Consider the following 12,920-nt stretch of genomic DNA (forward strand, 5'->3'; position numbering starts at 1 on the left):
GTGACAGGAAGAATGTAAAATCTATTACTTATTCTGATTTGATATATTAGGTAGCGGGCGAGAGAAGGGGGAGAAAACCGGCCGCAGGGCGGCCGGCGGGGGCGGACTAGCGTTTTTCCAGCTTCATGTGCAGCAGCGGGAACGGGTTGCCCTGGCCGTCGAGCGGTGAGCGGCCGGTGATGACAAAACCGTAGTGGCGGTAGAAGCCGCTGGCCTGCGGGTTTTGCTCGTTCACGTCCAGCTGCAGCTCATCGTGCAGCGTTTCCGCGTGGGTCAGCAGCGCTTTGCCCACGCCTTTGCCGCGCTGATCGGCATCGATAAACAGCATCTCCACCTTGTTGCCGTTCAGACCAATAAAGCCGCAGGGATGCCCCGGCTGCTCTTCGGCCACCCAAACGTTGACCGCCGGCAGGTAGTCGTTCAGCACCAGCGGGAACAGCTGTGCGATGTTGTCTTCGGTTAAAAAGTGGTGAGTGGCGCGCACCGAACGCAGCCAGATATCTGCCAATTGCGCGTTGTCTTCCGCCGCGCGTGCTCTGATGGTAATCATCGAACTCTCTGCTATCTAAGTTGAAGGAAAAGAAACTAGATAGAGGTTTTGTGGGGTTAGTGCCGAATTAACGTGGGTTAACGCCCTGCAAAGCGCCTCTGCAGTGGATCGAATAGGCCCGCCTGGTTGCAAGCGGTATAACAACTGTAATTCAGTAAGTTAAAGCTTTCAACCGCCGCAGGGCGCAATGAGGCGCTCGCCGCGTGATACACTGGCCGCTGAATGAGCAAGAGGGCGGCAGGATGGAAGCGGTACGCGCAGCGATAGAAAAACAGGTGCTCAGCCTGACCGGGCTGGCACTCGGCGGCGTCGATTTTGAGAATCCGCCCGGCGATCCGGGGCTGTTCGGCCCGCAGTCGGTCATCTGGCAGGTACACCGCGATTTCACCCCGATGCTGTGCGGCGGCGTCAGCGCCTTGCTGTTGCAAATGCTGCACCCGTTGGCGCTGGCCGGCGTATGGGATCACTCCAACTTCCGCGACGATATGATTGGCCGCCTGCGCCGCACCAGCCAGTTCGTGTCGGTCACCACCTTCGGCCCGACCGCCGAGGCGGAGCGGCTGATCGCCAAAGTCAAAGCCATCCACCTGCGGGTGACCGGCGTCGGCAGCGACGGCACGCCCTATGCCGCCAGCGATCCAGCGCTGCTGACCTGGGTGCACGTGGCGGAGAGCAGCCGTTTTCTGGCCAGCCACCTGCGCTACCGCAACCCGCATCTTTCCCGCGATTTGCAGGATCAATACTATCGCGAAGCGGCGCGCGTGGCCGCCGCGCTGGGGGCGACCGCTATCCCTCAGTCCTGCGCGGAGGTAGACGACTATCTGCAGGCGATGCGGCCGCAGCTGGTCTGTGACGAACGCACCCAAGAGGTGGCGCGCATTCTGCTGAAGGCGCCGGCGCCGAGCGCGTTGGCGCGCCCGCTCGGCGGGGTGGTGATGCAGGCGGGCATCGATCTGTTGCCCGATTGGGCGCAGCGGCAGTTCGGCTTTCATCCGGGCGCGTTGCGGCGGCGGTTGGTGCGAACGGGGGCTGCAGGCCTCGGCAAAGTGCTGGGCGCGTCGATGCGCAACGGTTCCTATCAGCGCGCGGTGCGGCGCATCACTCAGCCGTCATGAGCCGCAGCCGCTATAATTAACCTTTGTTTATCTTCGTTTACGGCCGTTTTTGAGACTTTTACGGGTGATTCGGCCAGTAATGCGTTTTACACTTGAGGGCAAAGCCACATTCCATTTTTTGCGCGCAGCCGATTCTGCCGCGCCCTGACCCTATTGAGGTGATATGAACGAGTCATACGTACTTGCTGAAGTCAGCAATGAGAACCAGACGCTGGTCGCGGTGGTTCAGCAAGATCACCGGGCAGCCTATTTTTACATTTATCCCGCCGAAGCCTACAGCGATCGCTATCAGGTGCGCGCCTGCTGGCTGCGCAATCTGGCCGCCGCGCCGCTGCAGGAAGATCGCGCCGCGCTGGAGCAGGGGCAACCGCCGATGCTGGCGGCGGAATTTTGCCGCAACCTGGAAGGGGAAGCGCCGCTGAACCCGGAAGGGCTGATGGTGGTGTGGAGCGAAAGCGACGACGGCGCGGCCCTGTGGTATTACGGCCAATTGCTGGCGGTGATCCCCGGCTGGAGCCTGTATATCGACCATTCGGTGTGCTATTCGGCCAGCTGCATCAAGGAGAGCCCGTTGGCCTATCCGCTCGGTTCGGCCTCGACCAACACGCAATATGCGCAGGCGGAAAGCACCCGCCAGTTTTGGCGTAGCTGGCAGCGTGAAGAGGGCAATCCGTGGCCGAAGATGCAGCGCGATTTTCAGGCGCGCTATGAGCAGCATTTCGGCCCTTCGGTAAAATACTACGCCATCGATCAAGGCAAGTGGCCGCCGATGGCCATCACTCAGCACGAGCGCGACGGCATCTATTACTTCCTCACCATGGGCGTCAGCATTCGGCCGATGCCGTGGGTGGAGATCCTGTTCAACGATGAGGCTTCGCGCTATCGCCGCATGGAGATGGCGATCGCCATCGACAGCCAATACATGACCGAAGACAACGCGGTGCAGATGGCCAGCGCGCTGGCCGGTTTCGCTCACGCGCCTTGGGCGCGGCTGACCTGGATCGGCGAAGGTCATACGCTGGAGTCCGACGTGGCGCCGTTGGGCTACGAAGGCTATATTTTATCGTCGTCCTTCTACCCGCATAGTGCGCACCTGACTCTGCCGCAGCAGTACGGCGATCCGGTGAACCTGTTTTGGGCCAGCCCGGTGTTTACCGCCGAGCGGCAGCTGGCGCACGCCACGCCGAACGGCGGGCACGATCTGGTGCACAGGTTGCGCGAGCAGGGCGTCGACCATATTTTCCGCCCGCGCCAGCCGGTGTGCTGACGCGACTTGTCTCGTCTTCTCTTCGGGAGCCGCCATGACCAGCGCGCTGTTGATTATCGATGTGCAGGAAGGGTTGTTTACGCCGCCGCCGGCGGATGCCGCGGGCACCGTTGCGCGCATCAACCAACTGAGCGAGCGCGCCCGCCGGGCGGGCGTGCCGGTGATCGTGATTCAGCACCATACGCCGGACGACGAACTGCCGCACGGCAGCGCCGCCTGGCAAGTGCTTGCGGCGCTGAAGGTGGCGCCGGGCGACCATCGGGTGGATAAAACCACGCCGGACTCGTTCCTGCGCACTTCGCTCGGCGCGTTACTGATCGCCAACGGCGTATCGCAGCTGGTGGTTTGCGGCTATTCCACGCCGTTTTGCATCGATACCACGGTGCGCAGCGCGGCGGCGCACGGCTATCCGGTGACGCTGGCGGCGGATGCGCATACCTGCCACGACAAATCCTATGCCGACGGTTTGCTGATCCGCACCCACCATAACGAGACGCTGTCGAATATCGACAGCTTCGGCGTGCCGATCCGCGCCGTGCCCGCGGCGGACATCGTGTTCTGAGTACGGAAAACGGGGGCCAACGCCCCCGTTCGTTATTTCAGGCCCGCTCGTCGCGCCGCTACCTTGGCCAGCGCCGCCCAGTCCAGATCCGCATCCCCCTGCGCCATCGCGTCGAGGAAATTGTCTTTCAGCACCCCGGCGAACGGCATCGGCGTATGGCTGTCGGCGCCGGCGGCCAGCGCCAGCCCGACGTCCTTCAGCCCCAGCGCCAAGCGGAATCCGGCGGGTGAATACTTCTCGGCGGCGATCAGCGCGCCATAGCCCTGATAGGCCGGGGCGGCGAAGACGGTGCCGCTCAGCATCTGCAGGTAGTCGGCGCCGGAAACGCCGTAGTTGCGCACCAGCGCGCTGCCTTCCGCCATCGCTTCAATGGCGCTGGCCAGCGTAAAGTTGGTGGCGATTTTGACCACGTTGGCCTGCGCCGGATCGGCGCCGAAGTGCCAGGTTTTCTGGCCGAGGGCATCGAACAGCGGCTGCGCTTGCTTCAGCCGCTCGCTATCGCCGGCCGCCAGAATATTCAGCTTGCCGGCGGCGGCCACGTCGACCCGGCCCAGCACCGGCGCGGCGAGATAACCGATGCCGTGTTCCGCATGCAGCGTCGTCAGGCGTTTGGCGAGTTCGACCGAGATAGTCGCCATATTGATATGCAGCGCGCCCGGTTTCATCCGCTGCAGCAATCCGCTGTCTACCACCACCTGTTGCGTCGCGGCATCGTCGGCCAGCATGGTGATCAGCACGTCGGCATCGGCCAACTGTTCCGGCCGTTCGGCCTGCCGCGCGCCGGCGCTCACCAGCGGCTGCGCCGCCTGCGGCGAACGGTTCCATACCGTCAACGCAAATCCCGCCTTCACCAGGTTAGCCGCCATGGCGCTGCCCATCCCACCCAGTCCGGCAAATCCGATCTTCATCATGCGCTCCTTTTTCAGGTTGAAGGTTTTACCCTAGCGCGCCGGGCCAGGAACGCAAATGCCGGAGTGTAACGCCGTCTTACGCGCCGGCGGCGGGCTATTGACGCATTGCCGCTGCGGGTATACCTTGATGGCATGAATATATCTATGCACTCCACCCACAATCAGTCATGGTGGCGCCTCTTCTGAGGCGGCACGAGTATTCACATCTCTTTTTAATGCCGCCGGTTTGGCGGCATTATCTTTTGTGGCGTTGATCCGGCGGTCTACAGACCTTCAGGAGCACTGTCATGAGCTACACCATTCTTACCGGCGATCGCGCCACCGGCCCACTGCATTTAGGTCACTTCGTCGGCTCGCTGCGCCAGCGCGTCGAACTGCAGCACCAGCATAACCAAACGGTGATGGTGGCGGATTTGCAGGGCCTGACCGACAACGGCAACAACCCGCAAAAAATCAGCGCCAACGTGCTCAACGTGGTGGCCGACTATCTGGCGGTCGGCATCGATCCGCACAAGACCACCATTTGCCTGCAGTCGGCGCTGCCGGCGTTGGCCGAGCTGACGATGTACTACCTCAACCTGGTCAGCGTGGCGCGGCTGGAACGCAACCCGACGGTGAAAAGCGAAATCGCCGAGAAGGATTTCGCCCGCAGCCTGCCGGCCGGTTTTCTGATCTATCCGGTCAGCCAGGCGGCGGACATCACCGCCTTCGGCGCCACCCACGTGCCGGTCGGCGAGGATCAGCTGCCGATGCTGGAGCAAACCAACGAGATCGTGCGGCGCTTCAACCACATCGTCGGCCAACCGGTGCTGACGGAGTGCCAGCCGTTGTTAAGCAACGTCGGGCGTCTGCCGGGGCTGGACGGGCAGGGCAAAATGTCAAAATCGCGCGGCAACGCCATCCCGCTTGGCGCCGGCGCCGACGAGGTGCACAAGGCGGTGATGAGCATGTTCACCGATCCCGGCCATCTCAACGTCAGCGATCCCGGCCGGGTGGAGGGCAACATGGTGTTCACCTATCTGGACGCCTTCTGCGAAGACGCCGCGCTGGTGGCGGAGCTGAAGGCGCACTACCGGCGCGGCGGGTTGGGGGACGTGAAAATCAAACGGCTGCTGGAGGATTGCCTGCAGAGCCTGCTCGAACCGATCCGCACCCGCCGCGCCGAATTCATCGCCGATAAAGGCGAGCTGACGCGCATCCTGCAGCACGGCACCCGCCGCGCGCATCAGGTCAGCCAGCAGACGCTGCAACAGGTCAAGGCGGCGCTGGGGCTGGACTTCTTTAGCCTGGAATGATGCGCACGCCGGGGCGGCACGCGTCACGCCCCGGCCATAAAACCATCATCCCACTGTCATAAACTTATCCGTTAATAGGTGCCCATAATGATTAGCCACTGAAACCAGAGAAATCATATGGCTCAGGCACTGTTAAAATTGGCGCAGCACGACTTTCCAGGGCAGCACGCCGCCGCATCCCGCAAAGTGTTATCGGTAAAGGGGCTCGGCAAAGCTTACAAAGCGAAGCAGCGCGTGCTGGATGACATCAATTTCGATCTGCACGCCGGCGAATTCGTGGCGGTGATCGGCCGCTCCGGCGCAGGCAAGTCCACGCTGCTGCATACCCTCAATGGTACCATTCCTTCCAGCTGCGGCGAGATGCTGCACTTCGAAGACGATGGTGTGGCGCAGGATATCGCCCAGCTTGCCGGCCGCCAGATGCGCCAATGGCGCGCGCGCTGCGGCATGATCTTCCAGGATTTCTGCCTGGTGCCGCGGCTGGACGTGATGACCAACGTGCTGCTGGGGCGCCTGAGCCATACCTCCACCCTGAAATCCTTCTTCAAACTGTTCGATGACGCCGACCGCGCTCGCGCCATCGAGCTGTTGCAGTGGCTTAACATGCTGCCGCACGCGCTGCAGCGCGCCGAGCACCTCTCCGGCGGCCAGATGCAGCGCGTCGCCATCTGCCGCGCGCTGATGCAAAACCCGCAAATCCTGCTGGCCGATGAGCCGGTGGCGTCGCTCGATCCGAAAAACACCCGCCGCATCATGGACGCGCTGCAGAAAATCAGCGAAGACGGCATCGCGGTGATGGTGAACCTGCACTCGGTCGAACTGGTGAAAGAGTATTGCTCGCGGGTGATCGGCATCGCCCACGGGAAGATCGTGTTTGACGGGCATCCTTCGCAACTGAACGAACGGATCCTGCACCAGCTGTATGGCGAGGAAGCCAATCAGATCCATTGAAGCACTTTTGACCTTTACCCTTTACACACAAGGCACACCTAATGAAAAAAGTATTGAGTCTGACCACCCTGATGGCCGGCGCGATGATGGTATTTAATGCTGCCGCAGCGGATGCGCCGAAAGAGCTGAACCTGGGCATTCTCGGCGGCCAGAACGCCACCCAGCAGATCGGCGATAACCAGTGCGTGAAGCAGTTCCTGGATAAAGAGTTGAACGTCGATACCAAGCTGCGCAACTCATCCGACTATTCCGGCGTGATCCAGGGCCTGCTGGGCGGCAAGATTGACCTGGTGCTCAGCATGTCGCCGTCGTCGTTCGCTTCGGTTTACATCAAGGATCCGAAAGCGGTGGACATCGTCGGCATCGCGGTTGACGACGTCGACCAGTCGCGGGGCTACCACTCGGTGGTGGTGGTGAAGGCCGGCAGCCCGTACCAGAAACTGGAAGACCTGAAGGGCAAGGCCATCGGCTTCGCCGATCCGGATTCCACCTCCGGCTTCCTGATCCCGAACCAGGCGTTTAAAAAGCTGTTCGGCGGCACGGTCGACAACAAATACAACAACACCTTCTCCAGCGTCACCTTCTCCGGCGGCCACGAGCAGGACATCCTCGGCGTGCTGAACGGCCAGTTCGAAGGCGCGGTGACCTGGGCGTCGATGATCGGCGACTACAACACCGGCTACACCAGCGGCGCGTTCACCCGCATGATCCGCATGGATCATCCGGACCTGATGAAACAGATCCGCATCATCTGGCAGTCGCCGCTGATCCCGAACGGCCCGATCCTGGTGAGCAACTCGCTGCCGGCCGACTTCAAGGCCAAAGTGGTCACCGCCATCAAGAAGCTGGATAAAGACGATCACGCGTGCTTTATCAAAGCGATGGGCGGCAAACAGCACATCGGCGAAACCACCCTGGCGGAATACCAGACCATCATCGATATGAAGCGCGAGCTGACCAAAGGCGACCGTTGATTCCCGGCTGCCTCGGCCGCCCGAATGAAGGGGTTCAGCATGCTGAACCCCTTGTTCCATAACGATGGAAGACCTGTTTTGAATACCGATTTCGCACACTATTACCAACGGATCCGCAGCAAGCAAAAGCGCGAAGCGCTGCTGTGGTCGCTCGGGCTGGTGGTGCTGTACCTGGGCGCCGGCAACCTCGCCGAGTTCAACCTGCACACCGTCTGGGTGTCTATTCCGCACTTCTTCGACTACCTGGCCGAAACCGTGCCGACGCTGCACTGGAACCTGCTGTTCGCCGATGGGCGTACCGAAGGCTCGCTGGCCTACTGGGGCTATCGCCTGAACATTCAGCTGCCGCTGATCTGGGAGACCCTGCAGCTGGCGCTGGCGGCGACCATTTTCTCGGTGCTGGTGGCGACCGTGCTGGCATTTCTGGCGGCCGGCAATACCTATACTCCGGCCTCGGTGCGGCTCGCGATCCGCACGCTGGTGGCGTTCTTGCGCACCATGCCGGAGCTGGCGTGGGCGGTGATGTTCGTGATGGCGTTCGGCATCGGCGCCATTCCCGGCTTCCTGGCGCTGGCGCTGCACACCATCGGCAGCCTGACCAAGCTGTTCTACGAATCGATCGAAACCGCCTCCAACAAACCGGTGCGCGGGCTGGCGGCCTGCGGCGCCACGCCGCTGCAGCGCATGCGCTTCGGCCTGTGGCCGCAGGTGAAGCCGGTGTTTCTCTCCTACAGCTTCATGCGGCTGGAGATCAACTTCCGCCAGTCGACCATTTTGGGGCTGGTGGGGGCGGGCGGCATCGGCCAGGAGCTGATGACCAACATTAAACTCGACCGTTACGATCAGGTCAGCATGACGCTGCTGCTGATCATCGTGGTGGTTTCCGTGCTCGACTACGTGTCGGGCGAGCTGCGCAAGCGCGTGGTGGAGGGGGCAAAATGACAGCGGGCACTCCGGCATCGGCGGAAACGCTTCGCCAGTTGAAACAGCAGCATCCGGCGATCTTCGCGCAGCAGGGGCGCTACCTGCGCACCGTCGGCCTGATCGCCTTGGCGATCGTGCTGTACTACGTGTTCTTCTTCCTGGTCTTCGGCATTAGCTGGCCGCAGTTTATCAACGGCTGCCAGCAGCTGGGGCGCTATTTCCTGCGCATGTTCGTCTGGCATGACTTCGCCAACTGGCCGTTCATGTACTACTTCCAGCAGATCGGCATCACCATCGCCATCGTGTTCGCCGGCACCATCACCGCGTCGCTGATCGCGCTGCCGCTGTCGTTCTTCGCCGCGCGCAACGTGATGTCGACGCCGCTGCTGCGGCCAATTTCGGTGCTGGTGCGCCGCTTGCTGGACGTGCTGCGCGGCATCGACATGGCGATCTGGGGGCTGATCTTCGTGCGCGCCGTCGGCATGGGGCCGCTCGCCGGGGTGCTGGCTATCGTGATGCAGGACGTCGGGCTGCTGGGCAAACTGTACGCCGAAGGCCATGAGGCGGTGGACAAGTCCCCCAGCCGCGGCCTGACGGCGGTGGGCGCCAACGGGTTACAGAAGCACCGCTACGGCATTTTCACCCAGTCGTTCCCCACTTTCCTGGCGCTCAGCCTGTACCAGATCGAATCCAACACCCGCTCTGCGGCGGTGCTGGGCTTCGTCGGCGCCGGCGGCATCGGCCTGGTGTATGCGGAGAATATGCGGCTGTGGAACTGGGACGTAGTGATGTTCATCACCCTGATCCTGGTGGTGGTAGTGATGATCATGGACAAGGTCTCGTCGATGCTGCGCAACAAGTACATCATCGGCGAAGATATCCCGCTGTATCAGCAAAAAAGCCAAATCGATTGAGAAACCCCTTGCCGATCCCTATACTGCCGCACATTCAAGGTGTGTGGCAGTCATTTCGTTTCGCAATGTGCGCACGTCCCCGTTAGACAAGTAAAGGCAATGCAATCCCATGATGAACAACGACGTGCTGCGCAGCGTGCGCTATATGCTGAGCATTAACAACGCCAAAATGGTCGAGATTATCAAACTGGACGATTTCGAGGTGGCGGTGTCGGCGATGGACGCTTACGTGATCAAAGAAGGCGAGCAGGGCTACGAGAAGTGCCCTGACGAAGTGATGGCGCACTTCCTCAACGGCCTGGTGTTCTTCAAGCGCGGCAAGGACGACAAGTTCCCGGCGCCGGCGGTTGAACTGCCGATCACCAATAACCTGGTGCTGAAAAAGCTGCGCGTGGCGTTCGAGCTGAAAGACACCGACATGCACCAGATTTTCACCGCGGTGGACTTCCGCATCTCCAAGCCGGAGCTGAGCGCGCTGTTCCGCAAAGAGGGCACCAAGAACTACCGCCCGTGCGGCGATCAGATGCTGCGCTACTTCCTCAAAGGGTTGGCGCAGCGCGTTCGCGGCGAGTAACGCGCAGCGTTCACCGAACATCAGGCGCAATCGCAAGGTTGCGCCTTTTTTTTGTCTCCTCCCTCCTACCTTTGTTGTACTGGCCCTCAGCCACCCGCCATCGATGGAGGGCGTGCCGCCCATCCGGTTACTTTTTCATGGTCAATTCAATCACCCAAACCATGAGGAAAGCAGGATGCCAACCATCACGAAAACCCAATCACTTTACACGTTGACCCGGCCGGTCTGGCTGGATGCGGCAGGCATGAGCAAAGGCATCGATCACGATCGCCAGCACCTGGGCGTCATTCTCGCCGCCGGGCAGGTGCTGCGAGTGCGTCAGACCAACGCGGCGTTTACCGGCAAGCTCACGCTGCGCTTGCTGAATGACGACAGCAAAACGGAAGCGGAATTCAGCGTCGGCGCGAGCTGGGTCGAGGCCCAGGTCAATGCCGTCTCGGTGCCGTTCATCGATACGCCGTATGGGCAGGGCGAGCCGGCGCTGGAGTTCGAGTACCCGGACACGGCGAAAGCGCTGCCGGTTTATCGCCGTGGCGAAAACGAAGCCGCATTCTTTGCCCGCTGGGACGATCGGGACGCCGAGTTTGCCCTGGTCGATGCGGAATACGCAGTGTTGCTGGTGCCGAAAATCAGTAAACCGACGCTGAAGTCGCTGGGCGACGCGAAAAACATCGACGGGCTGATCGCCTACTACGATCGCATTTTCACTTTCTACAATGCGCTGACCGGTGTCTCGTTCGAGGCTGAACACGAATCCGATCGCAATATTCGCAACCGCTACTTTATGAAGGCCGATAAGCACGGCGCCGGCGCCGCGTATTACGGCGGCCGCTGGACGGCGGAAACCAGCAACTCGGTCAGCAGCTTCTGGCTGACGCCGAAAGACAGCAACTGGGGCAGCCTGCATGAGATCGCGCACGGCTATCAGGGGCACTTTATGGGCGACAAATATTTCTCCACCGGTGAGATGTGGAACAATATTTATGCCGCTTGCTATCAGGACGTGATGCTGGGGGAACGCAAATACCAGGAGGGGTGGCTGTATAACTACGGCAACGCGGCCGCCGTCGAGAAGAAAATCATCGATTTGATCGCTCAGGGCATGCCGCTCAACCAGTGGGATCTGCGCTCCAAGCTGTTCTTTGCGATGCTGATGGTCGACAAGGCAGGCAAGAACGCCTTCACGCACTTTAATCAGCAATATCGTCAAAGCTGCAATACGCCGGGCTTCGTGCCGTCGGAACATGCCTTGCTGGACCTGCTGTCGGCAAGCTTCGCCGCGGCCGGTGAGCAGATCGACGTGACGCCTTTCGTCGAGCTGACCGGCGGCGTGATCACCCAAGCGCAGCGCGATCGCAACGCGTTCAGCCACGCCAAGGCGGTGTATCCGCTGTATCAACTGGTGGACGCGCAGAGTCTGCCGGCGGTGCAGGCGCAGCTGAAACTGGATTCCTCGCTGCGGCTGGTCGATTCCTGCCAGCTCAAGGCCAGCGGGCTGAAAGGCGACGTCACCCTGAGTCTGGATATCGATGACTTTGCGCAGATCTACGGTGAAGACCTGATCCTGATGGAAGGGGCGCGCTATGCCCACAAAGTCCGTATCGACACGCCGACCCTGGCGCTGACTGCGCTGCCGATCGGCGTGTATACCTTGCGGTTGCCGACCGGCAAAGATCGTAAATATCGGCCGACGGCGGGTTACCTGACGGTGAAGCAGGGGAAAAACGCGGTGACGCTTCGCTTCGAGCGCAAAGCCGCTTCGCCGATCGTTTCGCAGGAGATCAATCTGTTGGGCCTGAGCGATGCGGTCTTCGCCACCGTGGTCGTCGATCGCGCCAAAGGAGCGGTGGTGGTTGACGTGACCAGCACCACGCCGCACGCCTACTTCCCCGGTGAAACCTATGCCCGGGTGACGCTGCGCGATCGGCAGGGCGCGGTGCGCTTCAGCAAGGAGATTCAGGGCACTCAGGCTACGTTAAGTCATGACGAGCTGCCGTTTGCCGAGGGCGATGACATCGAGATTTACCATGTGGAGCCGAGCCGGGTGCGTTTGAATCCGGCGGCGGCCGACGTCATCGATAACAAAAACAAAACCAACGTACTGCGCATCGAAACCAGCGGGCTGAAAAACCCGGCGTTGCCCGGCGATCCCGAGCAGGCGCTGCTGGCGCGCCTGGAACAGGCGGCGCAGCGTTTGCGTCGCCTGTTGCCGGCTTACTATGCGCCATCGTCGTCGTTCAAGGACGATATTTATCTGGCGTTCGGCGCCTTTGCCGAGCCGCAGCGCGAGTCACTGTTGGCGACCTATCGGGATTGCCTGCCGGCCGACAATACGCCGCCGGGCGCCAACGTCGGCAATGCGTTTACCGTGGCGTGCAAAGGGATTGGCGATCGCCAGTTCCTGACCGGCGCCATCGATCTGGTGAAGAAAACCGTTACCGTCACGCTGGCGGCGGGGATTGCTCACCACTACTTTGCCGACAGCTATGCCTTCCTCAGCGTGACGGATGCGGACGGCAACGTCTTGCTCAGCTACGACGTCATCGGCAGCCAGAATCAACCGGCCAAAACCTGGGTGTTGCCGCTGTCGGGTTACGGCGGTGAAGTGATTCATCTGCGGCATGAAGAGCCGGACAACCGCCTGGCGATCGTCAACGAAATGCAGCACTTGCGGCTGGCGGAGAAGGGCAAGCAACAGACCTACTGCATTACGCCGGTCGGTTTGAAACGCATCAACGACTGATCCCCATCGGCCTGCGGGGCGGCGAGTGCGTCGCCCCGGTTTTTCCTCTGCATCATCCCGCCATTGCACTCTTTTTGTTCTCCCGCTGCGCGCCGCTGGTGCAGCCCGTTTGCCGCCGCCGTCATAAGTTTTAATTATAA

Annotated in this window: 12 protein-coding genes; 10 read left to right on the plus strand and 2 right to left on the minus strand. The window is 61.3% G+C overall.

Translation table 11 applies throughout. From position 1 onward, the window contains the following. Positions 1–106 precede the first annotated feature (106 nt). The gene (locus ACORQT_RS06760; RefSeq protein ID WP_033642318.1) at positions 107–550 is read right to left on the minus strand and encodes an acetyltransferase; all 444 of its coding nucleotides are present in this window, start codon (positions 548–550) and stop codon (positions 107–109) included. 242 nt (positions 551–792) lie between these two features. Here ACORQT_RS06760 and ACORQT_RS06765 point away from each other — a divergent pair, with 242 nt between their 5' ends. The 3 genes from ACORQT_RS06765 (at position 793) to ACORQT_RS06775 (ending at position 3,494) form a co-directional block, all read left to right on the plus strand. Continuing rightward, positions 793–1,665 (plus strand): oxygenase MpaB family protein, encoded by an 873-nt coding sequence (locus ACORQT_RS06765; RefSeq protein ID WP_033652666.1) that lies wholly within the window; start codon positions 793–795, stop codon positions 1,663–1,665. A 163-nt stretch (positions 1,666–1,828) separates the two neighbouring features. Continuing rightward, a complete protein-coding gene (locus tag ACORQT_RS06770) occupies positions 1,829–2,932 on the plus strand; it encodes a suppressor of fused domain protein (RefSeq protein ID WP_042783930.1) in 1,104 nt (367 codons plus the stop codon). Between the two features lie 34 nt (positions 2,933–2,966). After that, complete coding sequence (locus tag ACORQT_RS06775; protein ID WP_042783932.1) at positions 2,967–3,494, plus strand: cysteine hydrolase family protein; 528 nt, start codon at positions 2,967–2,969, stop codon at positions 3,492–3,494. Between the two features lie 32 nt (positions 3,495–3,526). On the opposite strand, the gene ACORQT_RS06780 is transcribed toward ACORQT_RS06775, so the two are convergent. Beyond that, a complete protein-coding gene (locus ACORQT_RS06780) occupies positions 3,527–4,402 on the minus strand; it encodes an NAD(P)-dependent oxidoreductase (RefSeq protein ID WP_033652668.1) in 876 nt (291 codons plus the stop codon). Positions 4,403–4,692: 290 nt separating this feature from the next. Between ACORQT_RS06780 and trpS the strand changes: the two genes are divergently transcribed. The 7 genes from trpS to ACORQT_RS06815 all read left to right on the plus strand — a co-directional run bounded on the left by trpS (position 4,693) and on the right by ACORQT_RS06815 (position 12,780). Continuing rightward, a complete protein-coding gene (gene trpS, locus ACORQT_RS06785; protein WP_042783933.1) occupies positions 4,693–5,700 on the plus strand; it encodes a tryptophan--tRNA ligase in 1,008 nt (335 codons plus the stop codon). Between the two features lie 117 nt (positions 5,701–5,817). Continuing rightward, a complete protein-coding gene (gene phnC / locus ACORQT_RS06790; RefSeq protein ID WP_042783934.1) occupies positions 5,818–6,651 on the plus strand; it encodes a phosphonate ABC transporter ATP-binding protein in 834 nt (277 codons plus the stop codon). A gap of 41 nt (positions 6,652–6,692) precedes the next feature. After that, the gene (gene phnD, locus ACORQT_RS06795) at positions 6,693–7,625 is read left to right on the plus strand and encodes a phosphonate ABC transporter substrate-binding protein (protein WP_042783935.1); all 933 of its coding nucleotides are present in this window, start codon (positions 6,693–6,695) and stop codon (positions 7,623–7,625) included. Positions 7,626–7,703: 78 nt separating this feature from the next. Beyond that, positions 7,704–8,567, plus strand: a complete 864-nt coding sequence (phnE, locus tag ACORQT_RS06800; protein WP_016928590.1) for a phosphonate ABC transporter, permease protein PhnE — start codon at positions 7,704–7,706, stop codon at positions 8,565–8,567. Next, positions 8,564–9,463 (plus strand): phosphonate ABC transporter, permease protein PhnE, encoded by a 900-nt coding sequence (phnE, locus tag ACORQT_RS06805; protein WP_033642327.1) that lies wholly within the window; start codon positions 8,564–8,566, stop codon positions 9,461–9,463. The genes phnE (ACORQT_RS06800) and phnE (ACORQT_RS06805) overlap by 4 nt, the downstream gene beginning before the upstream one ends. Positions 9,464–9,572: 109 nt before the next feature. After that, the gene (locus tag ACORQT_RS06810; protein ID WP_042783937.1) at positions 9,573–10,037 is read left to right on the plus strand and encodes a DUF1456 family protein; all 465 of its coding nucleotides are present in this window, start codon (positions 9,573–9,575) and stop codon (positions 10,035–10,037) included. 175 nt (positions 10,038–10,212) lie between these two features. Further along, complete coding sequence (locus ACORQT_RS06815) at positions 10,213–12,780, plus strand: putative mucin/carbohydrate-binding domain-containing protein (RefSeq protein WP_042783939.1); 2,568 nt, start codon at positions 10,213–10,215, stop codon at positions 12,778–12,780. Positions 12,781–12,920 lie beyond the last annotated feature (140 nt).

Origin of the sequence: Serratia sp. (in: enterobacteria) (assembly GCF_052400455.1) — a bacterium.
Lineage (GTDB): Bacteria > Pseudomonadota > Gammaproteobacteria > Enterobacterales > Enterobacteriaceae > Serratia > Serratia ureilytica.